Origin of the sequence: Enterococcus sp. 4E1_DIV0656 (assembly GCF_002140695.1) — a bacterium.
Taxonomy (GTDB): domain Bacteria; phylum Bacillota; class Bacilli; order Lactobacillales; family Enterococcaceae; genus Enterococcus_D; species Enterococcus_D entomosocium.
In genome coordinates this window covers 566124-592100 of sequence record NZ_NGLF01000001.1, presented here as the reverse complement: position 1 = coordinate 592100, position 25977 = coordinate 566124, and the positions used below count along the sequence as shown (strand labels likewise).

Below are 25977 nucleotides of genomic sequence, written 5' to 3'. Positions count from 1 at the left end.
GAACGAACATGAAATGGAATGAAGTAACCGTAGCGACAGCTAGCGAAGCAGTGGAAGCAGTCGCCAATATTTTAATGGAACACGGAGCAAGTGGGGTAGCGATCGAGGACGTTTTAGATGTCGAAAATTTTAAAAGCGATGCGTATGGCGAAATTTTGGATAAAGAAACCTATACGACCTTAGAAGAAGGTGCGCAAGTCAGTGCCTATTTCCCAGAGACGATTTTTTTGCCAGAAGTGCTGCCGACGATCAAAGCAGCCATCGACCGTCTGCCGGAGTATAGTTTGGCAATCGGCAAAAACACCATCACAACGAGCGAGGTCGTGGAAGAAGCATGGGCAACGGCCTGGAAAAAATATTACCATCCAGTCCGTATCTCCCGCTATCTGACGATCGTGCCGAGCTGGGAAAACTATCAACCGCTGCAAGAAGATGAAAAGATCATCACCCTTGATCCGGGAATGGCCTTTGGGACCGGCACGCATCCTACGACACGCTTGACATTACAAGCCCTAGAAGTCTACTTGCGGGGCGGTGAAACCGTCTTAGATGTCGGGACGGGCTCAGGGGTGTTAAGTATCGCCAGCAAATATTTAGGTGCCAAAGACGTGTTTGCTTATGATCTAGATGAAGTCGCTGTGAGGTCCGCCCAAGAAAATATGGCGATGAACCCCATTGCTCACGATGTGACCGTGCAAGCCAATGACCTTTTGCAAGGGGTGACGGTCCCTGCTGATCTTATCGTTGCCAATATTTTAGCGGATATCATTTTATTGATGATCCCTGATGCATGGCGTTTATTGAAGCAAGAGGGCACCTTGATCGTTTCTGGGATCATTGAGACGAAAAAACAATTAGTGATCGATGCCATGATCGCACAAGGCTTTGAGATCGATCAATTGTTCAATCAAAAAGACTGGTATGCGATCGCCTTTAAAAAACCAGAGGTAGAGTAAGATGCAGCGATATTTTTTACAGGAGCCTTATGAAGCAAAAGCGGTGTTTGCCGTTTCGGGAGAACCCTTCCACCATATGACCCGAGTGATGCGCATGACTCCCGGCACGAAAGTCGGTTTAGTTTTTGAGGATCATTTGGCGATCATCGCCAAGATCAAAGAGGCCGATGAAGAAACGGTTTACTTAGAGGAAGTCGAAAAAGAACAGCAGGACAAGGAATTGCCGCTGCAGGTCACGATCGCTAGCGGCTACCCGAAAGGCGATAAGCTGGACTTGATCGTTCAAAAAGGCACGGAACTTGGGGCGGCAGCATTTATCGGTTTTCCTGCGCAAACTTCGGTCGTGAAATGGGATCAAAAGAAGTTACAGAAAAAGCAGCAGCGGCTGCAAAAAATCGCCCAAGAAGCGGCGGAGCAATCCCAACGGCAGATCGCACCAGCCATCACACTGCTGGATAACGCCAAAGCATTTTGGCAAAGCCTCAGTCAGTACGATGCGGTCCTAGTGGCTTATGAAGAATCAGCCAAGCAAGGAGAAGCAGCGATGCTGCTGCAAGTGATCACCGAATTGCCCGTTGGTAGCAAAGTTTTAGCGATCTTTGGCCCAGAAGGCGGTCTGACCCCCTCCGAAATCGAAGGAGCCCAGGAAAACAACGCTAAATTATGCGGGTTAGGCCCTCGGATTTTACGAACAGAAACAGCACCGTTTTATTTTTTAAGTGCTGTCAGTGTGCTAACGGAATTAAAGAGGATGTGAGTTGATGAATAAGAACCAAGAAGCAATCAGTGTCCGTTTGTTGACGGCCGATCTGACCGACTGGGTCTTGAAGGATTTTATCAATCAATATAAAACGGCTTTAAAGGAAGTCGTCGTTTTGCCTAGTGCCATTCGGCGGGCGAAAATCTTGGCACAAGGCTCTTCCTTACAAATCGGCGCAGTGATCGATTACCCCCTTGCCCAAGGAACACTGGCAAAGGTAGCGTTTGAAATCGGTCGGGCGTTTATGGAAGGTGCCGATTTTTTGGAAGTCTGGCTACCGGCTTCTTCCTTCATGGAAAATGATCGTGGCTTTGCGGAATTGACCGAAACGATTCGCTCCTTGACCTTGACAGGAGGGGAGATCCGCTTAGCTGTGCAAACCGAGATCATGAATGAATTGACGAAGATCCAAGTGGCACAACGCTTGAAAGAAGAAGCATGGCCAAAGATCGTGTTAGGACAAAAACAACCACTAGCAGAAGCATTGCACGACGTGAGCTTGTTTTCCTTAGATGGTGGCAGTCAACTGTCGATCCAGATCAATCCTGACACAATAGATGAACAAGCTATGCAATCACTACAGGCTGCCGGCGCCGAGAAAATCGGGCTCTCGTATCATGTTTTTGAAGAATTGCTTAAGGAGAAGCCGGCACCCGATGTGCTTTGAACAACAGCGATTGAAAAATAGCTGAAAAATTTGTATAATAATACTACTAAATAAGAACTGCAGGTTAGACAGGAGTCCCATGCTTAGAACGTTTGTCCGCAAGGCTTTGGGTGCGTGACGAAACGTTAACAGCGACTTCTGTCTGCCTTTTTGATAGCACAAAAAAGAAGAGCAGGAGGCGGAATGAATGGCAAAAGAAGTTATATTGACCGGGCCCAATGTCATCAAATTGGTCGCTCATTATATGAGTGAAGAACACGTTGCCTTTGTCCAAAAAGCATTAGACTACGCGACAGAAGCCCACAAAGAACAATTCCGTAAATCCGGCGAGCCTTACATTATTCATCCAATCCAAGTTGCGGGGATCTTGGCAGAATTGCAGATGGACCCTCATACCGTTGCAACTGGTTTTTTGCATGATGTCGTCGAAGATACCGATGTGACGTTAGCCGATCTGAAAGAAGAATTCGGTGCCGATGTAGCGATGCTAGTGGATGGCGTGACCAAGCTGGGTAAGATCAAGTACAAATCTCATGAAGAACAATTAGCAGAAAATCATCGAAAAATGTTGATCGCCATGGCGCAAGATTTACGGGTCATCATGGTCAAACTGGCTGACCGTTTACATAATATGCGTACGTTGAAACATCTGCGGGAAGACAAACAACGCCGCATCGCCCAAGAAACGATGGAAATCTATGCCCCATTAGCTCATCGTTTAGGGATCAGCCGAATCAAATGGGAACTAGAAGATATTTCTTTGCGTTACTTGAATCCACAGCAATATTACCGAATCGTGCATTTGATGCAGACCAAACGAGAAGAACGGGAATCCTACGTTTCCGAAACCGTGGAAGAGATTCGGATCGCTACGGAGGAACTAGATATCTATGCTGAGATCTATGGTCGACCAAAGCATATTTACTCGATCTATCGCAAAATGAAAGACCAAAAGAAACAGTTCAATGAAATTTATGATTTGTTGGCGATCCGAGTGATCGTTGACTCCATCAAAGATTGTTACGCGGTTTTGGGAACGATCCATACAAAATGGAAACCAATGCCTGGGCGGTTCAAGGACTATATCGCTATGCCAAAAGCCAACATGTACCAATCGCTGCATACGACGGTCATTGGTCCCAAAGGCAATCCTGTCGAGATCCAAATTCGGACCCATGAAATGCATGAGATCGCTGAATTTGGGGTTGCTGCGCACTGGGCCTATAAAGAAGGCAAGACCGAAAAAGTCAGAGCCGACAAGATGACCCAACAAGTTGGCTGGTTCCGAGAAATCTTGGAACTGCAAGATGAAAGCTATGATGCTTCTGAATTTATGGAAGGTGTCAAAGGGGACATTTTCAGCGACAAAGTCTATGTATTTACGCCAAAAGGTGATGTGACGGAGTTGCCTCAAGGCTCCAGTCCACTGGATTTTGCCTATAGCATCCATACCGACATCGGCAACAAAACCACCGGCGCCAAGGTCAACGGCAAGATGGTCCAATTGGACTACAAGCTAAAAAATGGTGACATTATCGAGATTCTGACATCACCAAATTCCTTTGGGCCAAGCCGCGACTGGGTCAAACTAGTGGCTACCAGCAAAGCGAAGAACAAAATCAAACGATTTTTTAAAGCCCAAGATCGTGATGAAAACATCATCAAAGGGCATGAGGCAGTGGTTCGTACCTTACAAGATATGGGCTTTGTGCCGAAAGAATTTTTGACGAAAAGCAAAATGGCGGAAGCCTGCGAACGGTTCAACTACCAAACAGAAGATGATCTATTTGCCTCTGTCGGCTATGGGGAAGTTAGTCCCACGACTTTAGCCAACCGTTTGACCGAAGAAGAACGGCGCGAGAAACAAATCGAGAAGCAAAAGCAGCAAGTCCAAGAGATGATCAATCAACCGGCGAAAAAAGAACCAGAAAAAATGAAGGTTCGTCACGAAGGCGGCATTGTCATTGAAGGGGTCGATAACTTGTTGATCCGCATCTCCCGCTGCTGCAATCCGGTCCCAGGAGATTCGATCGTCGGCTACATTACCAAAGGCCGAGGGATCTCGATCCACCGCAGCGATTGCCCGAATGTTCAAAACAAAGAGGCAGCCAACCGCTTGATCGACGTCGAGTGGGAAGATGCCACCGACATCAACAAAGAATACGATGCCGATCTTGAGATCTACGGCTATGATCGTTCTGGGTTGCTCAACGATGTCTTACAGACAGTCAACACTGTCACGAAGCGCTTAGTGAGTGTCGAAGCCAAAACCAACAAAGACAAAATGGCAACGATCCGCATCACGGTGGCGATTCAGAATTTGACTCATTTGAAATCGATCGTTGATAAAATCAAGCAGATTCCAGATGTTTACAGTGTCAGACGTACGAAGGGATGAGAAAGAATGCGGGCAGTGATCCAGCGAGTCAGTCAAGCAAGCGTGTCGATTGAGGAGAATATCGTCGGTGCGATCCAACAAGGGTTCATGGTTTTGTTGGGGATAACCCATGAGGATACAGGCGACGATGTGGCTTATCTCGTAAGAAAAATCAAAAATCTGCGGGTTTTTGAAGACGAAGAGGGCAAAATGAATCGGTCACTGGAAAGCATAAACGGCGCCGTCTTGAGTATTTCACAGTTCACCCTTTATGGGGAGACCAAGAAAGGCAATCGCCCTAGTTTCATTCAAGCGGCACCGCCAAGTATTGCGATCCCGCTTTACGAAGCCTTTAATGAAGGTTTACAAGCCGAAGGCATCACTGTTGCTACTGGAAAATTTGGCGCAGATATGCAAGTCGCCTTGGTCAATGATGGCCCGGTGACGATCGTGATCGATACGAAAGAAAAATAGGGAATACAAAACGAAGGATTTTCTCGCTGGAAAAGAGTGGGAGAATTCCTTCGTTTTTTTTATACTCTCGAAAGCGCTAAGCATTTTTGATGGAATCCAAGTGAAATCTAAGTTGAAATCGGGAAATCTTACAAAACTGTTAGCAAAAATTCCATTCTTTTATTTGTTATTTAACATCTTTTTCTTGTTCTTTTATAAGGGTTATTAAATGGAAATATCTTTTTCACCCGTTTTTTAATATTTTAAATTCGAAAAACGATCCTTTATTGCGATTGTTCTTGAGGGAGAAGTATGGAATAATTGTTAAAAAATAATGTCACTGGAGGAAATAACAATGAACTTTTGGCAGCGTGCATTAAAGAGTATCACCAGAAGAAAAGGGAAATCATTTATTTTATTTTTAGTTCTATTTATTTTAGGCAATGTGATCGCTGGTGCTGTAGCAATTCAACAATCCACTGCCAACGTGGAGCGAGAGACGAAACGCAAAATGGGGAACGTAGCTACGGTGGAAATGGATTGGGAAGGTTTTGAAAAAGACCATGCGGATGCTTCGGAGGAAGAGCAGTCACAAGAAGATTTTTATCCGAAACCACCAGCGCTGGATCTTTATGAGCAAATCGGTCAATTAAGCTATGTGAAATATTTTGATTACCAAAATCAAGCGTGGTTAGAAACAACAAAATTGAAAGCCTATACGCCAGAGGATGGATCGGTCGGCATGGGTGGCAACTACTTCTCTTTGAAAGGCGGAAATTTGGTTGAGCCATTAGACATGCAAGAAGGCTTGATTCGCTTGGAGGAAGGCGAGGGATTGACAGAAAAAGATGTCAGTGAATTGACGAACGCGGTATTGATCAGTAAAGAGATCGCAGAATTGAATAACCTGAGTGTCGGTGATCAATTGGTATGGGATACACGGGCAGAAGTCATGATGGAAGGTGGTTCAAGTGAGGGAGTAAGTGATGATAGTGAGGATGTGACGGACGAAACGGCTGAGAGTGGCAATCGTGTCGCGACCTTTGATTATCCCGTGACCATTGCAGGGATCTTTTCTGTAATTAAAAAGGATCAAAGCAATCAAAGTAGTTCATCAGATCAAAGTGATTCACAAAATAGTGATCAGGTATGGCAAGTGATGGAACAAATCAATACCTTTTATGCTAGCAATAATTTAGTGCAAGATTTTAACAAATTGCAGTCTGAAAAACTTTGGGGTCAAGAAGTGATCGAAGAAGAGTCAGACGCCTATTATCAACCGATCTTTGTCCTAAATTCAACGGATGACGTCGAAGCCTTTAAACAAGAAGCCGGTGCGTTATTGCCCCAATATTATCGTGTCATTGCTAATACGGATCAATACGAGCAGATCGCCGGTGGCTTTACTCGGTTAGGGGTGATCGCAAATTACATCGTGATCATTGCGTCGATCGCAACCATCTTTATTATTTCCTTAGTGGTCTTGCTTTTCTTACGAGATCGGAAACAAGAATTGGGCATCTATCTCTCCTTAGGGGAAAGCCGTGGGAAAGTCATTGGACAGATCGTGATTGAAGTCTTGCTGGTTAGTTTAGCCGCACTGCTATTGTCCTTAGTGACCGGGAACTTATTAGGTGGTGCCGTTTCAAATACCTTGATGCAAAACGATTGGATGAGCAATCAAAATGATATGGGCGGTGTTTATTCTGGCGGTTTGATGGCAGCTGATATTGATTACATGGATATCAAGAATGCCTATCAAGTGTCCTTCTCAGCAGGCTACATCATTACGTATCTGCTGTTAGGTTTAGGAACCGTCTTGTTCTCAGCTATTTTACCGCTATTGTATATTTTACGCTTGAATCCAAAGAAAATCATGATGTAGGAGGAACCAACGATGACTTTATTAGAAACCAAAGCAGTCGATTACTATTACCAAGACGGCGATCAGCGCCGCTATATACTGAAAGAGACCTCTGTTTCTTTTGAAAAAGGGACTTTCTATGCCATCTTAGGGCAATCTGGTTCGGGAAAAACGACGTTTTTATCCTTGATCAGTGCGTTGGATAGTCCGAAAAGCGGTCAAGTACTTTATGAAGGCACCGATATCGAAAAAATTGGGCATGAAAATTATCGCCGCGACGACATCAGTATCATTTTCCAAAGCTATAATCTGATTCCCTATTTAAGTGCAGTTGAAAATGTCTTAGTGCCGATGGCGATCACGAAAAATCAGCTGCCAGACAATCAGCGAGAAGTGGCATACAATTTACTGGATTATATAGGCATCACCAAAGAAAAAGCCGATCGGCTCGTCAATCAATTATCTGGTGGAGAACAACAGCGGGTAGCGATCGCCCGGGCGTTAGCCACCAATGTCGATATCATTTTAGCGGACGAACCAACCGGGAATTTGGATGAAGAAATGGAACAAGAGATCATCGATATCTTTAAGGAGCTGGCACACGTCCACAACAAATGTGTGATCGTCGTGACCCACGCTAACGAGATCGCTCAACAAGCGGATGAAGTCTTGTATTTACGTAAAGGTGTGTTGAGTAAACATGAGTGATTTTTTATCAAATTTTAGCCCGGACAACTATGATGGCAAAAAGAAATCCGCTGGCAATAGCGAGAAAAAAACTAGCGAACCTGTCGGAGATCAAAATGCAAGAGGCGCGGAGCAAGCGAGCAAACCAGCGGAGCCAACGACGGTTCACCAATCAGAAGAGCCGACAGCTAGTGAGCCGATGAGTCGCTCGGCAGCCCGTCAACAAACACAGACGACTGAAGCAAAAGCGGCGAGTTCTGGGACTGAGAAGGTAGCCTCAAAGGAACCAGTCAGCCGTTTTGGTAAAGAAGAAACGGAATTTGATCCGACCTACAAAAAGCGTCAGCAGAAAAAAATCTTGCTGATTGCTTTACTGACCGCCTTGGCGGTTGCCGTGATCGGGATCGTCTATTATCAGATGACCCATGTGAAGGTGCCGGATTTCACTGCCCAAGATCTGTCAGAAGCGCGGACGTGGGGCATGGAAGAAGGCGTCGCTATCAAAGTGGAGCAAGAATATGACTTTGACAAAGACGTCAACCAAGTAATCGACCAAAGTGTCGACCCTGAGAAAAAAATCAAGAAGGGTGCCACACTGACACTGACGGCGAGTCTCGGGCCTGATCCTGAAGAACGCTTAGAGCTACCGGATTTTTCAGCGATGCAAGTGACCGAAGCAAAAGATTGGATCGCTAGCAATAAAGCCGAAAACCTCTCTTTGATCGAACAATTTGACGACAATGTAGCAGCAGAAGCTTTTATCAAACAAGAGGCGGCCAACAAAGAGCTTGATTTAGCCGAATACAAACGCAAAGACCGTTTGAGTGTCTACTATTCAAAGGGCAAAGAAGTCTTTGAAAAAAATATTGAAGTACCTGATTTTACAGGCAAAGCCAAAAGTGAAGCTTCTGAATGGGCGAAAAAGAATGACTTGAAATACAAAGAAGAAACCGTCTTTTCTGACAGTGTCGCCCTGGATCTGGTCGTTTCACAAGAACCAGTCAAAGGCAGCAAACTTGCGAAAAAAGAAGAATTTGTGGTGAAGGTCTCAAAAGGCCAAGCTTTGACCGTTCCAGATTTTTCACAATACACGATCGAAGAAGCCCAAGGACTAGAATCAAAAATCCCGCTGCAAGTCAGCACGGTCTATTCCGATCAAGTGGCGTATGGTAGTTTCTTGAGTCAGTCGGAGGAAGCGGGCAAAGAGTACAGCGAAAGCGATACTTTGCCAACTGTCAAAGTCGTCTACTCATTAGGTAGACCGTATTTGAAAGACATCCGTTTCCAAGCAACGGAAGGCGACTTGCCAAAACTATTCTTTGATGAATACAAATCAAAAGGCGCCAATGTCTATTACGAAATCTACTATGTCGATTCGGCGGAACCAAAAGGAACCGTCGTTGAAATGAGCCGCTACGGCGAGTTCATTCCCCTAGAAACGTGGATCACCATCGGTATCAGCCGCGGCAATCTGCAAGGCAGTACCCAAACACCGCCGGCAGAGGATGGCGGGGAGGCGGATGAACCGGTCAGTACCGCTAGTTCATCTGCTGCCGAATAATCTCGCAACCGACACTTTTTCACACAGCATCAAAAGGTAAGCACCCTTCCTTGGAAGGGTGTTTTTACTTACTAATTGTAAAAAAAACACGAGCGAGCCGCTTGAAATCGCTGGATCGATAAAGTAAACTTGATGGTAACGAGAAAAAATGGCTCCGCAGTGCCATCTATAGAAGGGACGAAACAAATGATAAAAAAATTACTCGCGAATGTTGGCAGCTATAAGAAGGACAGCTTGCTGACCCCAGTGTATGTAGCAGGAGAGGTTGCCTTAGATGTCATTATGCCCCTGATCATGGCCATGATGATCGACCAAGGGATCGAAAAAGGAGACGCCGGTGTGATTCTAAGAGATGGCGGCTTGCTTTTTTTATGTTCCTTGATCGCATTACTTTTAGGAACGCTTGGCGGACGAACGGCAGCGATCGCTTCGGCTGGTTTTGCCCGCAACCTGCGGCACAATCTGTTTCGCCGAATCCAAGATTTTTCCTTTTCAAACATTGACCGCTTTTCTTCCTCCAGTTTGATCACCCGCTTGACCACTGACGTGACCAACGTCCAAAATGCGTATCAAATGATTATTCGTATTCTGGTCCGCAGTCCGTTAGTTCTGATTTTCTCACTTGCAATGGTTAGCACCATCAGCCCAGAACTTATGACGATCTACTTAGTTGTTTTACCGATTTTAGCGATTGGCCTTGCTTTAGTGATTCGTTTTGCCCACCCGCTGTTTCTAAAAGTATTCCGCATTTATGACCGCTTGAATAATGTGGTGCAAGAGAATCTACAAGGGGTTCGCGTCGTGAAATCGTATGTCCGAGAAGAACAACAAGAAGAACTGTTTGGCGAAGTGTCCACCGATGTTTATCGGAATTTCACGCTTGCGCAACGAATCGTCTCTTTTAACATGCCATTGATGCAATTTGCAGTCTATACATGTATGTTGCTCTTGTCATGGTTTGGTGCCCAGTTGATCGTGGAACAAAGTAGCCTGACGACGGGTGAATTAGTCAGCATGTTCAACTACACGATGCAGATTTTGATGAGCTTGATGATGATGTCGATGGCTTTCGTGCAGATTTTGATCGCACGAACGTCGGCAGAACGGGTCGTGGAAGTATTAGATGAAGAAAGTGACTTGAAAAATCCCGCCGAGCCAGTCAAAGAAATCAAAGACGGCTCCATCATTTTTGAAAATGTCGGCTTTAGTTACGCCAATGACAAAAACAAGTTGGCGCTGACCGATGCGAATCTACGCATCGAATCCGGTGAAGTCATTGGGATCATTGGTGGAACCGGGAGCGGGAAATCCACCCTCGTCCAGCTGATCCCGCGCTTATATGATGTGATTGAAGGGCGTGTCATCGTCGGCGGTCATGATGTTCGCGACTATGATTTAGAAGCATTGCGGGACCAAGTAAGTATGGTCTTGCAAAACAATGTACTCTTTAGCGGCACCATCAACGACAATTTACGTTGGGGCAATGAAGAGGCGTCGGATGAAGAGATCCAGCGCGTGGCGACGATCGCACAAGCCGATCCCTTCATTCAAGAGTTTCCTGATAAATATGAAACGCAGATCTCACAAGGAGGGAACAATGTTTCCGGTGGGCAAAAACAACGGTTGACGATTGCCCGTGCCTTATTAAAGAAACCGAAAATCTTGATTCTCGATGATTCTACTAGTGCCGTCGACACCAAAACCGATCGCAGTATCCGCGAAGGCTTGAAACGAGAAATTCCGGGAACGACGACGATCATTATTTCCCAACGGATCAATTCGATCGAAGACGCCGACCGGATCATCGTAATGGATGATGGCAAAATCAATGGCATCGGTACCCACGAAGAATTGTTGGCAAACAATGCCATCTATCAAGAAGTGTACCATTCGCAGCAGAAAGGATTTGGTGAAGGTGAAGAATAGACAAGCAGCAAATCCCAAGCGTACATTAAAACGTTTATTGCGAACGATGTTTGGCGACTACAAAGGACAACTCCTATTCGTCGTTGTTATGATCTTGTTAAGTGCTTTTGCCAACGTTCGTGGTTCGTTGTTTTTACAAGTCGTGATCGACGATCATATCACACCGCTTTTAGGGCAAGCCAATCCTGATTTTGGCGGCTTGTTTCGGGCGATCGTCCAAATGGCGATCATCTACCTGATTGGGATCTTGGCCGCACTGATCTATAACTTTATGATGGTCAAGATCAGTGAGGGCACGCAGAAAAAAATCCGTGACCAAATGTTTACACATATGCAGTCTCTACCAGTCGGCTACTTTGATGCCCGCTCAGATGGCGACATCATGAGTCACTTTACCAACGATACGGACACGTTGCGTCAAATGATCTCCCAAAGTATTCCAAACTTGATGATGGCGGCGGTAACCTTTTGTTCTGTCTTTATCGCCATGTTCTCCATCAGTGTTCCATTGACTCTGTTCGTGATGCTGTCGGTTATTTTGATGCTGAATGTGATCCGCATCATTTCTCGCCGCAGCGGCCGCTTCTTTGGCGCACAGCAACGAGATTTAGGCGCTGTCAACGGGTATATCGAAGAAATGATGCACGGACAAAAAGTCGTCAAAATCTTCAATCATGAAAAAATCGTCATGGAAGAATTTGATGCCTTAAATGATCAACTGCAAGAAAGTGCCACTAAAGCCAATGTCAATGCCAATACCTTGATGCCGATCATGATGAACTTACTAAATGTCCAATATGTCTTGATCGCCATCATTGGTGGCCTGTTTGCCATCAATGGTGTTTCTGGACTGACGGTCGGGATGATCGCTTCTTTCTTGCAACTGAGCCGTTCATTGAATGGCCCTATCAGCCAAGTATCACAACAAATCAACTTTGTGATCATGGCATTAGCCGGTGCTGAGCGAATTTTCAACCTATTAGATGAAACGCCAGAAATCGATCATGGCTACGTCACACTGGTCAATGCCAAATGGTCGCAAGGTCAACTAGTTGAAACCAAAGAACGAACAGGCACGTGGGCGTGGAAACATCCCCACGAGGATGGAACCATTACCTATACGGAAGTGACGGGAGACGTGCGATTTGAAGATGTTGATTTCGGCTATGTCGATAATCAACTGGTCTTACATGAGATCAATCTGTATGCAGAGCCTGGGCAAAAAGTTGCCTTTGTTGGTGCAACAGGTGCTGGTAAGACAACGATCACCAATCTGATCAATCGATTCTACAACATCCAAGACGGGAAGATTCGCTATGATGGTATCAATATTGAAAAAATCCATCTGGAATCCCTCCGTCGCTCATTAGGAATCGTTTTGCAAGACACCCATTTGTTTACTGGAACGATTCGCGAGAATATTCGCTTCGGAAAACTGGATGCTAGTGATGAAGAAGTGCTGGCAGCAGCGAAACTAGCCAATGCCGACATGTTTATCAATCATTTGCCAGAAAAATACGACACCGTGATCACGGGCGATGGCGAAGGGCTTTCCCAAGGTCAACGGCAGCTGTTGGCAATTGCTCGCGCAGCGATCGCTGATCCGCCAGTGATGATCTTAGACGAAGCCACCTCAAGCATCGATACCCGTACAGAGCGGATCGTCCAATCAGGGATGGATCGTTTGATGTCTGGACGGACCGTGTTTGTGATCGCCCATCGATTGTCTACAATCCAAAACTCCGATGCCATCATGGTGATGGATCATGGCCGTATCATTGAGCGGGGGACCCATGAAACGCTGTTGGCAGAAAAAGGCACCTATTATCAGCTATATACTGGGAAAATCGAATTGGATTGATTCTGCCATTGCTACGGCTTGAAGCTGCAGCGACTGGCGATCTGCCTATTTTCCCCTTGTTTGCAACGACCGATTGGCAGTAAGCCAGTCGGTTTTTTTGCGCAGCTCGAAAAAATGGTATACTGTCACTGAGACAGCCGTAGAACGGCGGCAGCACGTAAGCAGTTGTGCTGCGGAAAATGGATTCCACGAGGTGAAAATATGAAACTAGCATTGGCAAAGATCGTTTTAGACGAAGAATGGTATGAGGTGGTCCAATCGGAAAAAGGGCTAGTGTATTTTGGTCGGCAGCAGGATCATCATGAATTACTCAAATTCTTTCCATTGGCTGAAATCAGTAGTATAGCTGACCTTGATCCAGTAATTGAAACGCAGCTGCAAGCTTATTTTGCAGGGGAACCAGTGACGTTTACTTTTGCGTTTGATTTTGTAGGGACACCGTTTCAACAAACCGTTTGGCAAGCACTGACCCAAATTCCTTATGGTGAAACCACTACGTACAGTGACTTGGCGCTGCGCATTCAACGTCCGACCGCTGTCCGAGCTGTCGCCAACGCAGTGGGGCGTAACCCAATGATGATCGTGGTTCCTTGTCATCGGGTGTTAGGAAAAAACGGCCGCTTGACGGGGTATCGGGGCGGGTTAGCAACCAAACGCCGACTACTGCAACTGGAAGGGATTCCGTTTAAAGAATAAGGAAAGCAAACTATTTATAGTAAAAAATACTAAAAAGCAATTTCATTTCCTTTTTTCTCTGGTATAATAAAATTGATTCCGGTTACAAGAAGGGGTGGAGGAAATGAACATCGTTGATTTGCAAAATGGTTCTGATATTCGAGGGATTGCGATCGCAACAGAAAAAGAACAGGTGACGCTGACGGAGCAAGCGGTTCGGCAAGTTGCTTCGGGCTTGCGCAACTGGTTGGAAACAAAGGGCAGCGGACCTTTTCGCGTGGCAGTCGGTCGTGACAGTCGCTTGAGTGGCGAAGCACTGCAAGAAGTGTTGATGGCACAGCTGCAGCAAGAAGGCGTGGCAGTGATCGATTGTGGCTTGGCAACGACACCAGCCATGTTTATGAGCACACAGTTTGCGGATTTCGACTGTGATGCTGGTGTGATGCTGACAGCTAGTCATTTGCCTTATTACTTTAATGGAATAAAAATTTTCAGCCGCCAAGGCGGTGCCGAAAAAATGGATATCCACTATATTTTGACCCACACTACCGTTCATGAGGCAGCGGAAAAAGGAAGCTATCAGCAAAAAGACCTGCTGACGCCCTATGCCCAAGATCTACTGCAAAAAATTCGCCAAGGGATGGGAACCAATGAGGAAAAACCTTTGGCTGGATTAAAGATCATTGTTGATGCAGGCAATGGTGCCGGCGGCTTTTTTGCTGAAAAAGTGTTGCTGCCGCTAGGGGCAGATACGAATGGCTCGCAATTTTTAGAACCGGATGGGCATTTTCCCAATCATATCCCTAATCCAGACAATAAAGAGGCGATGGCAAGTATTCGTGAAGCCGTCTTACGAGAACAAGCCGATCTAGGCATTATTTTCGATACCGATGTCGACCGCTCGGCTGTCGTGACCAAAAGCGGTGAGCCCTTGAACCGCAACAATATGATTGCTGTATTAAGCAAGATCATCTTAGCGGAACACCCAGGCACGCGCATCGTCACCAATTCGCCAACCTCCAATCATTTAAAAACTTTTATCGAAGCACTGGGAGGACAGCAAGTACGCTATATTTCTGGCTACCGCAATGTGATCAACAAAGCGATTGAATTGAATGAAGCAGGACTGGACACACAGTTAGCCATCGAAACCAGCGGGCATGCCGCGTTTAAAGAAAATTTCTTTTTAGATGACGGGGCGTACGTGATCGCCAAGCTCTTGATGATGCTGCCACAATTGCAACAGCAAGGCACGACACTGGATGAGCTGATCGCGGCGTTGCAACAACCCGCCGAGACCCAAGAATTGCGCTTTGCGATCCAAAAAGCCGACTATCAAGACTATGGTCGCCAAGTGATCGCGGATTTAGCCGATCATTTGCTGCCAGGCTGGCAGATCGATCCAGAAAATGAGGAAGGCATTCGCATCAACTTGACAGCGCCCTATGGCCAAGGCTGGTTCTTGCTGCGAATGAGCTTGCACGAACCACTGCTGGTGCTGCAGATCGAAAATGATGAAGCGGGTCATCTACCGGCAGTCGTTCAAGCAATCGGTCGCTTCCTATCGCAGTATGAAGCCATCGATCAAAGCAAACTGACACAGTTTTTAGCACAGCAACCAAAAATTTGAAGAAAAGCAGGGAACTAAAATGGTGATCTTGATGCTGCTGATCATGGCAGTGACGTATGGTGTGAATTTTTTCTTGTTTCGTTATTTGAACAAACGACCAAAAATCGATGTCGTTGAACGGTTATCAATGCTATTAGGTGTCAACATGAGTGTGCTTTTTTTCGATGGGATTTTATTGTTTATCGGAAAACTACTAATTGAGACTGTTGAGATCATCGAGTAACCTAGTCGTCCGTTTTTTGTTTGCCTCTTCACTGATTCCTCAGGACAGTGAAGAGGTTTTTTAGGGTTTGCTAAAAACGGCGATTAATGTTCGCATTCGTTTTTGATATTTGATAAAGTAAAGAGGAGAAAATTACGCAAAGTGAGGGAATTCACGGATATGGCAAAAATAATGGTAGTAGAAGATGAAGCGGTGATTCGCCAACTGATTATCGAAGAACTAGAAAAATGGCAGTTTGAGACCTTTGGCACGACGGATTTCCATCAAGTGTTGACTGACTTTGAAGAACAAGAGCCCCAACTGATTTTACTGGATATTAATTTGCCGGTTTTTGATGGCTACTATTGGTGTCAAAAAATCCGCGAAGCTTCCAAAGTACCAATCATTTTTATTTCCAGTCGCAATACCAATATGGATATGATCATGGCCATGAATATGGGGGCGGACGATTTTGTGACAAAACCTTTTGAGATCGACGTTCTGATTGCAAAAATCAATGCCTTATTGCGCCGTTCCTACAACTATGTAGAAAGCAGCAGCGAGACGTTAGTGCATAACGGTTTGACCCTCAATATCGACAACAGCAGCATGTATATCAATGGCGAAAGCATCGATCTTAGCAAAAACGAATACCGCCTGCTGTATATTTTGATGAAAAATCACGGCAAGATTTTAAGTCGTGAAAAACTCTTGCGGGCCTTATGGGATGACGAGCGTTTTGTAGATGACAATACCTTGACGGTCAATATCAATCGTTTGCGACGAAAAATCGAACAAGCGGGGATGAATGGCTACATTGAAACCAAGGTTGGTCAAGGGTATATCGTACCATGACAAAGTGGCGGGTTTTGCGCAGTTTTTTGAAAGATCGTTGGCTGCTGTTTATTGGCTGGCTGGTCTTTTTCGTGTTGACGGTCTTAGTTTTTTGGCTGACTCCTCATTCCCCGATGGATTGGGGTACAGTCGGCTATCTCTTTTTGATGCAAAGTGTCTTGATGGTGTTCTTTTTGGCAATCAGCTACTTATCTAAGCGGCGTTTTTGGCAAAAAATCACCCCCAAGCCCGGAGACAGCTTGCTGCAAAACTACTTGCAAGGAGCACGCTCGGCGGAAGAAGAACGGATCGAATCTTACATCAATCAGTTGATCCGAGAGCACCAAGAATTGATGCAGCAAGTCGTCAGCAATCAAGAAGAACAAAAGGAATACATCGATTCGTGGGTCCATGAAATCAAAGTACCTTTAGCCGCATCACGATTGCTTTTGCATTCGATCGAATTTGATATTCCAGATGAAAAATTCATCTTACTAGAAAATGAATTGAACCGCATGAACGAATACGTCGAGCAAGTCTTGTACGTCGCCCGTTTGGACAGCTTTTCAAAAGATTATCTGGTCCAAGAAATTTCATTGAAAGCCGTCATCCAGCCGGTTTTACGCAGTCAGGCAAATTATTTTATCCAAAAGAACCTGCACTATGCCGTTGAAGGTGAGGATCAGCAAGTGTTGACCGATGAAAAATGGCTCGGCTTTATCTTTCGACAATTGGTCAGCAATGCCGTTAAGTACACACCACAAAATGGGCAGCTGACAATTCGGATCGAAAAAGATGCCCAAGGAACCTATCTCCACTTGCAAGATAGTGGGATCGGCATTCCTAAAGAAGACATGCGTCGCATCTTTGATAAAGGCTTTACGGGCGAAAATGGGCGCCAAACGGACACCCACTCGACGGGATTAGGGCTCTTTTTAGCGAAAAGTTTAGCGAAGGAATTAGGCATCGAGCTAACGGCTTCGTCGACAGTTGGAAAAGGAACCACCATGACGCTGTTCTTTCCCTTGTTGAGTTATTATGAGGAAAAACGCTAATCTGCTTTTTTTCGAGTATCTTTTTGTGTTTTTTGACAAAAATCACTTGTCCCTAGAACGTTTTCACTGATACACTAAAGCCTGTGTTTAAAATTGAATGGTAAGGATGAATGAAATGGAGATACTCGTTGCATTAGTACCAATGTTTGCGTGGGGCAGCATTGGTTTAGTAAGTGCCAAACTTGGCGGGGATGCGAACCAGCAAACGCTAGGAATGACGATTGGTGCCTTTTTCTTTTCTCTGGTCGTATATTTTGTGACGATGCCAGTGATTGATGGAAAGGTGATTTTGATCGGTCTTTTGTCTGGTCTCTTTTGGTCCGTCGGTCAAAACGGTCAATTCCATGGCATGAAATATTTAGGTGTGTCTGTTGGACTGCCGCTTTCAACCGGCATGCAGCTGATTTTAAATACGGTCGCCGGTGCATTGTTTTTTGCGGAATGGACCCAGACCCGCGATTATGCATTAGGTGTTAGCGCGTTGATCTTATTGGTGATCGGGGCTTATCTGACCGCTCGCCAAGATGGTGAAAGTCCGGTAGAAGCCGGCAGCAAGATGCTTGATTTTCCTAAAGGATTTCGGGCATTGATCTCATCCACTATTGGGTACGGCGCCTATACGATTTTGATTACTTGGGCAGGATTGGACCCATTGGCGATCATTTTGCCACAAAGTGTCGGGATGCTGATCGGTGCCAGCCTATTTGCTTTAAGAAAGACGAAGGTCGACCGTTTTGTAGGGAAAAATACCTTGTCAGGATTGTTATGGGGCATCGGCAATGTCTGCATGCTGATCACGGTTCAGCAAGTCGGACTAGCGGTGGGCTTCTCATTGTCGCAGATGGGAATCATCATTTCAACGCTAGGCGGGATTTTTATTCTCGGCGAAAAGAAAACCAAAAAAGAACTGCGGTATGTGGTGATTGGTTGTCTGCTGGTGATTATCGGCGGTGTTTTGCTGGGGTATATGAAAGCAACATAAACGTATATTTTTGAGGAGGAGTTATGGATTTATTTCGAAAAAAAGTCATACAACGGGAAAGTGTGACGAATTTAAAAAAAGAGTTGAAGTTAAAAGATTTGATTATGTTGGGGATCGGCGCCATTATCGGCACAGGTATCTTTGTTGTTACAGGGACTGCTTCTGCTGAGTATGCCGGACCGGCATTGATTCTTTCCTTTGTTGTAGCTGGTATCGTTGTTGTGTTATCAGGGCTTTCTTTTGCGGAATTTGCTTCTCGGATCCCCGTTTTAGGGGGCGCCTATTCGTATCTGTATGTCGTTTTTGGTGAATTTACCGCGTGGCTGGCAGGCTGGTTTTTGATTTGCGAGTTCTTATTGGCCGTTTCTTCGGTGGCATCTGGCTGGTCAGGCTATGTGCAAGGCTTTTTGGCCAGTGCGGATATCCATTTACCAACTGCGTTGACGGGCGGTTATGACCCAAGCAAGGGGACCTACATTGATTTGATCGCTGGTTTAGTCATTATTTTTGTAACCTTGTGGGTCAGCCAAGAAGCGAAAAAAGCGTTACGTTTGAACAATGCCATGGTATGGGTCAAATTCGGCGTGATCCTCTTGTTTATCGTCTTTGGTGCCTTTTTCGTGGAACCAGACAACTGGCAGCCCTTTATGCCCTTTGGTTTTTCAGGCGTTTTTAATGGTGCAGCGTTAGTTTTCTTTGCTTTTCTTGGCTTTGATGCCGTCGCAATGGCGGCGGAAGAAGTCGAAGATGCCAAGAAAAATGTCCCTCGAGGAATCATTGGTTCCATTGCGATCGCAACTGTCCTTTATATCATTGTCACACTGATCATGACGGGAATCGTTCCGTTTGCTGAATTAGGAGTCAATGATCCGGTAGCTTTTGCGATGCGTTATGTCGGTCATGGGGTTGTCGGATCAATCATTTCTGTGGGTGCGATCTTGACCTTATTAACAGTGACGATCGCTATGATGTACTCCTTGGCGCGTCTGTTATATGCCATCAGTAAAGATGGGTTATTGCCAAAAGCGATGCAAGCCATTGATCCAAAGCATCAAACACCAAAGAAAGCGACCTACATCGCGGGTGTTTTTGCTTTCTTCTTTGCGGCAGCTTTCCCATTGAATATCTTGGCAGAATTGACCAACATTGCGGCATTGTCGTATATGATCTTAATGTCCTTAGGAATCATCAAGCTGCGGAAGATGATGGGCCCACCTGCTAAAGGCGAATTCAAAGTACCACTGGTACCGTTATTGCCTTTGTTGTCCGTTGCCAGCTGTCTCTTCTTGATGACCCGTCTACAAACGGCGACCTGGATCGTTTTTGGGATCTCCTTAGTGATCGGAATCGCGATCTATTTTGTATATGGCTATCGTAACAGCGAATTAAATGAGAAAATTGACGAATAGGATTGTGAAAAGGCAAAGACCCGGATGCGGTTTTTGTCTTTTTTTATGTAAATATAGCCGAGCTTCCTATAAGCAGCGTTTTAGGAGGCTTTTTTTGTTATTCAAATAGTGGTCATTTCTGGTGCTGATCATTGCAATGACAGTCTTTCTTGATCAAAAGTCCTCTATGAATCTGCTTTTTTTGAGAAATTTTCCAAATGACAGATTCGCTAAAGGTTCATCCAGTATGCTTTTGTTAGAGAAAAAAAGAGAGGATGTTGGCAATTGAATTATATGAAACGGGCATGGCTGAGTGTGACGAGAAAGCGAGGAAAATCTGCAATATTGTTTGCTGTTATTCTAATTTTAGGAAATGTGATCGCTGGCGCAATTGCGGTCAATCAGTCGACTCAAAATGTCGAAAAGCAGATCAAAAACCAATTAGGTTCCCTCGCAACGATCGATATCGACTATGAAGCCTTGATGGCAAATAGTGAGGGCGGCGCAAGTATGGAGGAGATTCAGCCGCTGCCGGAGGAGCTGATCAAACAAATTGGCGAGCGCTCGGAAGTCAAACAGTATGACTATTTGCGAGAAGCAATGATTGCTGTTGATAAATTCAAACCCTATAGTTTTAGACCAGAAGTTGAAAACGAGAATATCATGGTTTCTGGAGGTATGGATTCTTGGGTCTATTTAACAGGAACCAATCTCTTACAACCGTTGGATTTTGAAGAAGATACGGTGAATTTAACACAGGGACGCTTCTTTACAGAAGAGGAACAGCGTACCGGAAAACGTGTAGGGTTGATTTCTGAAGAGGTGGCTCAGGAAAACGGCTTGACCGTTGGTGACACCATGGTATTAGATGGACAGTTTATCGATTATTCATCTGGTGGAGATCCAGAGAAACAAAAAGGCAATGATTATCCTATCGAAATCGTCGGGATCTTTAAAAATACCAGCTTAGAAAAAGCGAATGAACAAGGACAAGAGGGGGGAGTCAGCTCGTTTGCTTTTGATGATCGTCCCTTCAATCGGATCTATATGCCAAATGATGCTGTGAAAACGATTGTTGAAGAGGAACGTGCGGGGCGACAAGCGGCGTTTCCAGCGACAGACCCCGGATCTGACGAGGATTTCTTTACCCCGCAATTTATTTTGAATCAACCAGAAGATGCAGAACAATTCAAACAAGAGGTGACACCACTCTTGCCAAATGGCTATAAGGTCAATGCTTCTACGGATGAGTATGACCGTGTGGGAACCAGTATGAATCGCTTATCACAAATTTCCTCGTATGTCGTAGTGATTGCGGTGATTGCTTCCTTGATTATTATCTCCTTGATCATTGTGTTGTTTACCCGTGATCGTAAATATGAGTTAGGCATCTACCTTTCGTTAGGTGAACGCCGGAAATACGTGTTTGCACAGATTGTGATCGAACTCCTGTTGATTGGTGTCAGTGCAATGCTGATCTCCTTGGTTACAGGGAATATGCTGGGCAAGATGGTTTCTGAATCTTTGTTAGCCAGCAGTATGCTAGAGGCAAACCAGGCAGGGATGGAACAATTCTTTGTGGGGGCACCGAAAATCGACCAAGCGACGATCAACGAGGCGTTTCGCGTTCAATATACCTTATCTTATGTGATCGCCTTTTTAGCGACTGGGATCGTGACGATCTTGCTTTCGGCAGTGGTGCCGCTGTTGTACATTTTACGGTTGAATCCGAAAAAAATCATGCTGTAAGGAGCGATGAACATGGCAATTTTAGAAACAAAAGACATGACGTATTACTACCAAGATGGCGAGAATCGCCGGAAAATTTTAGATAAAACCAATATCTCCTTTGAAAAAGGCAAATTTTACACGATCTTAGGAAAATCAGGCTCAGGAAAGACCACTTTTCTTTCCTTGATCAGTGCATTGGATCAGCCAACCGATGGGGAAGTATTTTTTGAAGAAAAAAATATCAAAATGATCGGTTATGAAGAATATCGCCGCAACAAAATCAGTCTGATTTTTCAAAGTTACAACTTGATCCCTTATTTGACGGCTTTAGAAAACGTCCTTGTTTCGATGGCGATTTCAGACAACAAACTCCCGGATCAGCACGATCAAATTGCGTATCGTTTGCTGGACTATATCGGCATCAATTCCACGAAAGCCGATCGTTTCGTCAATCAGCTTTCCGGTGGGGAACAGCAGCGGGTCGCCATCGCTCGTGCTTTAGCGACCAACGTTGATATCATTTTAGCCGATGAACCTACCGGGAATTTGGATGAAGGCATGGAACAAGAAATCGTGGATATTTTTAAAGAACTAGCGGCGATCCACAACAAGTGCATCATCGTAGTGACCCATTCGACCGAGATCGCCAAGCAGTCAGATCAGACTTTTTACTTAAAAAAAGGTGCGTTGACGGCCTATGAGTGATTTTTTATCGAAGTTTGAAGAAGAACCGAAACAGCCAGACAAGGAATCAGCAGCAGCCGAAGTACCTTCTTCCCGTGCTTCCCGAAAAGAAAAAGGTTCAGCTTCTTTAGAAGAGGGGATCGAACATGATCCCTCCTTCAAAAAGAAGCGGCGAAAAAAACGACTGCTAGGGTTAGCTGCCTTGCTTGGACTCTTTATACTCAGCGGCTTTTTATTTTTCCAATTGGCGTATGTCCGGTTGGATAACTTTGTGGACAAAGAGATCTCAGAGGTCAGAGAATGGGCAGCGGAACATGATCTTGCGGTTGATGTCACACCAGCCTATGATGAAGCCCCAGCCAATCAAGTGATCGCCCAAGCAGAAGCTGCCAGAAGTCGAGTCAGAAAAAGAAGCACTCTGCATCTAACCGTGAGCCAAGGACCTGATCCAGAAGAGAAATTGGCATTGCCAGACTTTATGGAAATGACGAGGGACGAGGCAGCAGAGTGGATCGAAAAAAATCAAGCAAGCAATTTGACGATCGTCGATGAATACCACGATGAGATCGAGGAAAAAGCACCGATTCGAGTAGAATTTACCAATAAAGAAGTCTCACAAGAGAACTATCATCGTCGAGATGTCGGACGAGTCTTTTATTCCAAAGGCGAAGAAACCTTTGAAAAAGATATTGAAGTACCAGACTTTAGTGATAAAACCCGTACAGAGGTAGAAACATGGGGGAAAGCCCATGAGCTGGAGCTTGAAGTCAAAGAACAGGCTTCGGATACTGTGGAAGAAGGCAAAGTCATTGAACAAAGCGTGGCACCAAAAGAAAAAATCGCGAAACGGGATGCGTTTCAAGTAACGATTTCCCTAGGGAAAGGGGTCACCGTACCAGACTTTTCAACGATTTTACCAGATGATGCCCAGGCCGCTGTTGAGGGTGTCACTGTGCGGATGCGGATGCAGTTTACTCAGAGTCTGCCCTATGGACAATTGATCTCGCAAAGTGAGACCGCCGGGACCGTCTTAACCAGCAAAGATGACCAAGGCATTGAAGTCGTCTATTCGGCAGGTCAACCTTATATCAAAGATTACCGTCGAAGCGAGATCCTTGAAGGGGATCTGCAAAAACTCTTCTTTGATGAATTCCGTTCAAAAGGGGCGAACATCAGCTATCAAGTCCGTTACGTCAACTCAGCAGAACCCTACGGGACAATCGTGGGGATGAGCAAGTTCAATCAGTTTTTACCGTTAGAAGATACGATTACCTTCGATATCAGCTTAGGCAATCAGACAGCCCCAGCGGCTACTGATCCAGAATAGTCGAGCGGATTTATCGATGACCTGCAAGAAGGAGGAAACCCATGCGTCATCAAGAGAATTTTCAAGACCTTAGGAAAAAGCTGTTTGTGTTTTTACTAAGCGGTATGGTAGCATTGTTGCTACACATGTGGATTCATCAATCCAGCGAACACGTGCGGATCGTTTCAACAGAACGTTTTATTGGAGAACAATTGGAATGATCCTACAGGAATGATTGTGCTTACCGAAAAGTGATTGAAAAAGAAATGATGAGTGTAAAAGGAGGACTGACCAATGCGGATTTTATTCGTAGAAGATGAGCCATCGATCGCAGAAGCGGTTGCCAGCTTATTGAAAAAACAGCATTATTCCGTTGATTTGGCCTTTGACGGCGAAACCGGACTAGATTATGCAGCGAGTGGTGTATATGACATTCTCGTTTTGGATATCATGCTGCCAAAAATCGATGGGATCACATTGCTAAAGACGTTACGCAAGCAAAATATTCGCACGGCGATCATTATGTTGACGGCCAAAAGCGAAGTCGATGACAAAGTACTCGGCTTGGATGCAGGGGCAGATGATTACTTGACGAAACCCTTTCAAATGAAAGAGTTGCTGGCACGGATTCGTTCGCTAGGCAGAAGAAAAGATTTGGATTATCAAGAAGACCAGTTAGCCTTTGGCAACGTGGGCTTAGATCGTAATGAGCTGCAGTTAGCCACGCCTAGCAATCAAGTGGTGCTGTCACCCAAAGAAATGAAACTGATGGAGCTATTTTTAGCCAGACCTAAAGTGATTTTATCAAAAGAAACCATCATCAATAAAATTTGGGGCTTTGATCCCGATGTGGAAGAAAACCGCGTTGAAATCTATGTGTCTTTGCTGCGGAAAAAACTGACGCTGCTTGAAGCGGATATCGGCATTCGCACGATCCGCAATGCGGGGTATATTTTGCAGAGCAAGGAGCCGCCATGTTAAAAAAATTGCGAAATAAAATGCTGTGGTTCAATATGGCGTTGATCTCAATCATTGTCTTAGGTGCCTTTACCTTTATCTATATTTTGAATGCCACCCAAATTGAAAACGAGATCCAATCATTGATCTCGCAAGAAGCAAACACCCTAGCTGCGGTACCTTTGGATGAGGAGGAAGTGCGGCAATCACTGACAGAGCCTGAGTATCCAATGATGTTGACCATCACGAATAGTACCAGTGAGCTCAGAGAGATCGCTCTACTTGACATTAGCCAAATGGATGTCGTGATTCAAAGTATTGATGAGAGCGTCGATCAAAACGAGCTTTATGAAGCCTTGGTCGATGCAGCGGCGAAACAAGGGGAGATTCCTAACGAAGTGAAGGTGAATGGTCGAAATTGGCGGTATGCGCTCTTTTTAGTGACTTCTTTCAATCAATACTCAATCGATTACGATGCAATAGGGGAATATTCCACCAGTATCAATAATTACGAGCCATTTTATCAAGTGCTGTTCTTTGACGTCACCGACTACAAAACCAGTCTAAGCAACTTAAGAAACACGCTTTTGCTCATCGGCGTTTTAGCTTTAGCCAGTATTTATATCGCTAGTTTTTATGTGGCCAATCGAGCCTTGCGACCGGTGGAACTGGCTTGGCGCAAACAAAAAGAGTTTGTTTCTAACGCTTCCCATGAGTTGAAAACACCACTGGCGATCATTCAAGTCAATGCTGAGGTATTAGCTGGCAGTCCAGAAGAAACCTTGGAAAGCCAAATGAAATGGCTGGAAAACATTCAGTTAGGTTCCGAACGGATGGATGAGCTAGTAAATAGCTTATTGCTGTTGACCAAATTTGAAAGTGCCGAGCAAGAAATGGTGCGTTCGGTGATCGATGCCAGTCAAGTCGTGCAAAGTGTTTATCAAAGCATGGAGGCGATTGCGCTGGAAAAAGGGATCCACTATCAGGAACAGATCGCTAAACAGGTGCGCCTTGAAAGCAATGAGCAAGCCTTGCGGCAATTGACCATGATATTGGTAGACAATGCCTTGAAATACACGCCCGCTGGAGAAACAGTCACAGTGGCCCTAATCGAACGGCAACGAAAGACAGTGCTGCAAGTCTCCAACGGTGGTTGTCCGATCCCCGAAGAAAAAATTCCCTATGTCTTTGACCGCTTCTACCGCGGGGATCCTTCTCGCAATCATCAAGAAGGCGGCTATGGGTTAGGTTTAGCCATCGCCAAAGCCATCACAGAAATGCTGCAGGCGCAAATCAGTTTGACGGTGGATCAAGACGGCGTCAATCATTTTGAAGTTTCATTTCATTGAGATTGGATCGCTGCCTTCACTTAAATAAAATTTTTCAAAAAAAGAGGACTCCATGAATGGAAGTCCTCTTTT

23 protein-coding genes are annotated in these 25977 nt (G+C 45.1%); all 23 read left to right on the top strand.

From position 1 onward, the window contains the following. The first annotated feature begins 8 nt into the window (after nt 1–8). Nucleotides 9–956 carry a 50S ribosomal protein L11 methyltransferase gene (gene prmA / locus A5882_RS02750; RefSeq protein ID WP_086372392.1) on the top strand — a complete coding sequence of 316 codons (948 nt, stop codon included), beginning with the start codon at nt 9–11 and terminating at the stop codon, nt 954–956. Nucleotide 957: 1 nt separating this feature from the next. Continuing rightward, a complete protein-coding gene (locus A5882_RS02745; protein ID WP_086372391.1) occupies nt 958–1713 on the top strand; it encodes a 16S rRNA (uracil(1498)-N(3))-methyltransferase in 756 nt (251 codons plus the stop codon). 4 nt (nt 1714–1717) lie between these two features. Further along, entirely contained in the window at nt 1718–2383 is a 666-nt protein-coding gene (locus A5882_RS02740) for a deoxyribose-phosphate aldolase (protein WP_086372390.1), read from the top strand. Nucleotides 2384–2570: 187 nt separating this feature from the next. After that, nucleotides 2571–4781 (top strand): bifunctional (p)ppGpp synthetase/guanosine-3',5'-bis(diphosphate) 3'-pyrophosphohydrolase, encoded by a 2211-nt coding sequence (locus A5882_RS02735; protein WP_086332721.1) that lies wholly within the window; start codon nt 2571–2573, stop codon nt 4779–4781. Nucleotides 4782–4787: 6 nt separating this feature from the next. After that, nucleotides 4788–5234 carry a D-aminoacyl-tRNA deacylase gene (dtd, locus tag A5882_RS02730; protein ID WP_010749039.1) on the top strand — a complete coding sequence of 149 codons (447 nt, stop codon included), beginning with the start codon at nt 4788–4790 and terminating at the stop codon, nt 5232–5234. A 313-nt stretch (nt 5235–5547) separates the two neighbouring features. Next, nucleotides 5548–7098: an ABC transporter permease gene (locus A5882_RS02725; RefSeq protein WP_081487954.1), complete on the top strand. Its 1551-nt coding sequence runs from the start codon at nt 5548–5550 to the stop codon at nt 7096–7098. A 12-nt stretch (nt 7099–7110) separates the two neighbouring features. Further along, nucleotides 7111–7785, top strand: coding sequence for an ABC transporter ATP-binding protein (locus A5882_RS02720; protein ID WP_005227776.1), 675 nt, complete (start codon nt 7111–7113; stop codon nt 7783–7785). Further along, nucleotides 7778–9325 carry a PASTA domain-containing protein gene (locus A5882_RS02715; protein ID WP_005233477.1) on the top strand — a complete coding sequence of 516 codons (1548 nt, stop codon included), beginning with the start codon at nt 7778–7780 and terminating at the stop codon, nt 9323–9325. The genes A5882_RS02720 and A5882_RS02715 overlap by 8 nt, the downstream gene beginning before the upstream one ends. A gap of 186 nt (nt 9326–9511) precedes the next feature. Beyond that, nucleotides 9512–11251, top strand: a complete 1740-nt coding sequence (locus A5882_RS02710) for an ABC transporter ATP-binding protein (RefSeq protein WP_034878268.1) — start codon at nt 9512–9514, stop codon at nt 11249–11251. Beyond that, nucleotides 11241–13112, top strand: a complete 1872-nt coding sequence (locus tag A5882_RS02705) for an ABC transporter ATP-binding protein (RefSeq protein ID WP_034878270.1) — start codon at nt 11241–11243, stop codon at nt 13110–13112. The genes A5882_RS02710 and A5882_RS02705 overlap by 11 nt, the downstream gene beginning before the upstream one ends. 201 nt (nt 13113–13313) lie before the next feature. Beyond that, entirely contained in the window at nt 13314–13808 is a 495-nt protein-coding gene (locus A5882_RS02700) for a methylated-DNA--[protein]-cysteine S-methyltransferase (protein ID WP_005233483.1), read from the top strand. Nucleotides 13809–13911: 103 nt separating this feature from the next. Then, nucleotides 13912–15417 carry a phosphoglucomutase gene (locus A5882_RS02695; protein WP_005233485.1) on the top strand — a complete coding sequence of 502 codons (1506 nt, stop codon included), beginning with the start codon at nt 13912–13914 and terminating at the stop codon, nt 15415–15417. A 19-nt stretch (nt 15418–15436) separates the two neighbouring features. Then, nucleotides 15437–15640, top strand: coding sequence for a hypothetical protein (locus A5882_RS02690; protein ID WP_005227790.1), 204 nt, complete (start codon nt 15437–15439; stop codon nt 15638–15640). A 159-nt stretch (nt 15641–15799) separates the two neighbouring features. Next, nucleotides 15800–16474 (top strand): two-component system response regulator SapR, encoded by a 675-nt coding sequence (locus A5882_RS02685; protein ID WP_005227794.1) that lies wholly within the window; start codon nt 15800–15802, stop codon nt 16472–16474. After that, nucleotides 16471–17508, top strand: coding sequence for a two-component system sensor histidine kinase SapS (locus A5882_RS02680; protein WP_016621950.1), 1038 nt, complete (start codon nt 16471–16473; stop codon nt 17506–17508). Before A5882_RS02685 ends, A5882_RS02680 begins: the two co-directional genes overlap by 4 nt. Nucleotides 17509–17623: 115 nt before the next feature. Beyond that, nucleotides 17624–18490, top strand: coding sequence for a GRP family sugar transporter (locus A5882_RS02675; RefSeq protein ID WP_008379298.1), 867 nt, complete (start codon nt 17624–17626; stop codon nt 18488–18490). A 23-nt stretch (nt 18491–18513) separates the two neighbouring features. Continuing rightward, complete coding sequence (locus A5882_RS02670) at nt 18514–19899, top strand: APC family permease (protein ID WP_005233503.1); 1386 nt, start codon at nt 18514–18516, stop codon at nt 19897–19899. Between the two features lie 273 nt (nt 19900–20172). Then, nucleotides 20173–21627, top strand: a complete 1455-nt coding sequence (locus A5882_RS02665; RefSeq protein ID WP_005233505.1) for an ABC transporter permease — start codon at nt 20173–20175, stop codon at nt 21625–21627. A gap of 12 nt (nt 21628–21639) precedes the next feature. Then, nucleotides 21640–22314 (top strand): ABC transporter ATP-binding protein, encoded by a 675-nt coding sequence (locus tag A5882_RS02660; RefSeq protein ID WP_034878273.1) that lies wholly within the window; start codon nt 21640–21642, stop codon nt 22312–22314. After that, the gene (locus tag A5882_RS02655; RefSeq protein ID WP_086372389.1) at nt 22307–23620 is read left to right on the top strand and encodes a PASTA domain-containing protein; all 1314 of its coding nucleotides are present in this window, start codon (nt 22307–22309) and stop codon (nt 23618–23620) included. The genes A5882_RS02660 and A5882_RS02655 overlap by 8 nt, the downstream gene beginning before the upstream one ends. 41 nt (nt 23621–23661) lie before the next feature. Further along, entirely contained in the window at nt 23662–23820 is a 159-nt protein-coding gene (locus A5882_RS19705; RefSeq protein WP_005233508.1) for a hypothetical protein, read from the top strand. Nucleotides 23821–23893: 73 nt separating this feature from the next. Then, a complete protein-coding gene (locus A5882_RS02650; RefSeq protein WP_086372388.1) occupies nt 23894–24580 on the top strand; it encodes a response regulator transcription factor in 687 nt (228 codons plus the stop codon). Then, the gene (locus tag A5882_RS02645) at nt 24574–25905 is read left to right on the top strand and encodes a cell wall metabolism sensor histidine kinase WalK (protein WP_016621945.1); all 1332 of its coding nucleotides are present in this window, start codon (nt 24574–24576) and stop codon (nt 25903–25905) included. Before A5882_RS02650 ends, A5882_RS02645 begins: the two co-directional genes overlap by 7 nt. Nucleotides 25906–25977: the final 72 nt, after the last annotated feature.

Bases quoted from the DNA above. Each gene is read 5' to 3' on its own strand.
- prmA (WP_086372392.1), top strand. From the start codon at position 9: ATGAAATGGAATGAAGTAACCGTAGCGACAGCTAGCGAAGCAGTGGAA.
- A5882_RS02745 (WP_086372391.1), top strand. From the start codon at position 958: ATGCAGCGATATTTTTTACAGGAGCCTTATGAAGCAAAAGCGGTGTTT.
- A5882_RS02740 (WP_086372390.1), top strand. From the start codon at position 1,718: ATGAATAAGAACCAAGAAGCAATCAGTGTCCGTTTGTTGACGGCCGAT.
- A5882_RS02735 (WP_086332721.1), top strand. From the start codon at position 2,571: ATGGCAAAAGAAGTTATATTGACCGGGCCCAATGTCATCAAATTGGTC.
- dtd (WP_010749039.1), top strand. From the start codon at position 4,788: ATGCGGGCAGTGATCCAGCGAGTCAGTCAAGCAAGCGTGTCGATTGAG.
- A5882_RS02725 (WP_081487954.1), top strand. From the start codon at position 5,548: ATGTCACTGGAGGAAATAACAATGAACTTTTGGCAGCGTGCATTAAAG.
- A5882_RS02720 (WP_005227776.1), top strand. From the start codon at position 7,111: ATGACTTTATTAGAAACCAAAGCAGTCGATTACTATTACCAAGACGGC.
- A5882_RS02715 (WP_005233477.1), top strand. From the start codon at position 7,778: ATGAGTGATTTTTTATCAAATTTTAGCCCGGACAACTATGATGGCAAA.
- A5882_RS02710 (WP_034878268.1), top strand. From the start codon at position 9,512: ATGATAAAAAAATTACTCGCGAATGTTGGCAGCTATAAGAAGGACAGC.
- A5882_RS02700 (WP_005233483.1), top strand. From the start codon at position 13,314: ATGAAACTAGCATTGGCAAAGATCGTTTTAGACGAAGAATGGTATGAG.
- A5882_RS02695 (WP_005233485.1), top strand. From the start codon at position 13,912: ATGAACATCGTTGATTTGCAAAATGGTTCTGATATTCGAGGGATTGCG.
- A5882_RS02690 (WP_005227790.1), top strand. From the start codon at position 15,437: ATGGTGATCTTGATGCTGCTGATCATGGCAGTGACGTATGGTGTGAAT.
- A5882_RS02685 (WP_005227794.1), top strand. From the start codon at position 15,800: ATGGCAAAAATAATGGTAGTAGAAGATGAAGCGGTGATTCGCCAACTG.
- A5882_RS02680 (WP_016621950.1), top strand. From the start codon at position 16,471: ATGACAAAGTGGCGGGTTTTGCGCAGTTTTTTGAAAGATCGTTGGCTG.
- A5882_RS02675 (WP_008379298.1), top strand. From the start codon at position 17,624: ATGGAGATACTCGTTGCATTAGTACCAATGTTTGCGTGGGGCAGCATT.
- A5882_RS02670 (WP_005233503.1), top strand. From the start codon at position 18,514: ATGGATTTATTTCGAAAAAAAGTCATACAACGGGAAAGTGTGACGAAT.
- A5882_RS02665 (WP_005233505.1), top strand. From the start codon at position 20,173: ATGAAACGGGCATGGCTGAGTGTGACGAGAAAGCGAGGAAAATCTGCA.
- A5882_RS02660 (WP_034878273.1), top strand. From the start codon at position 21,640: ATGGCAATTTTAGAAACAAAAGACATGACGTATTACTACCAAGATGGC.
- A5882_RS02655 (WP_086372389.1), top strand. From the start codon at position 22,307: ATGAGTGATTTTTTATCGAAGTTTGAAGAAGAACCGAAACAGCCAGAC.
- A5882_RS19705 (WP_005233508.1), top strand. From the start codon at position 23,662: ATGCGTCATCAAGAGAATTTTCAAGACCTTAGGAAAAAGCTGTTTGTG.
- A5882_RS02650 (WP_086372388.1), top strand. From the start codon at position 23,894: ATGCGGATTTTATTCGTAGAAGATGAGCCATCGATCGCAGAAGCGGTT.
- A5882_RS02645 (WP_016621945.1), top strand. From the start codon at position 24,574: ATGTTAAAAAAATTGCGAAATAAAATGCTGTGGTTCAATATGGCGTTG.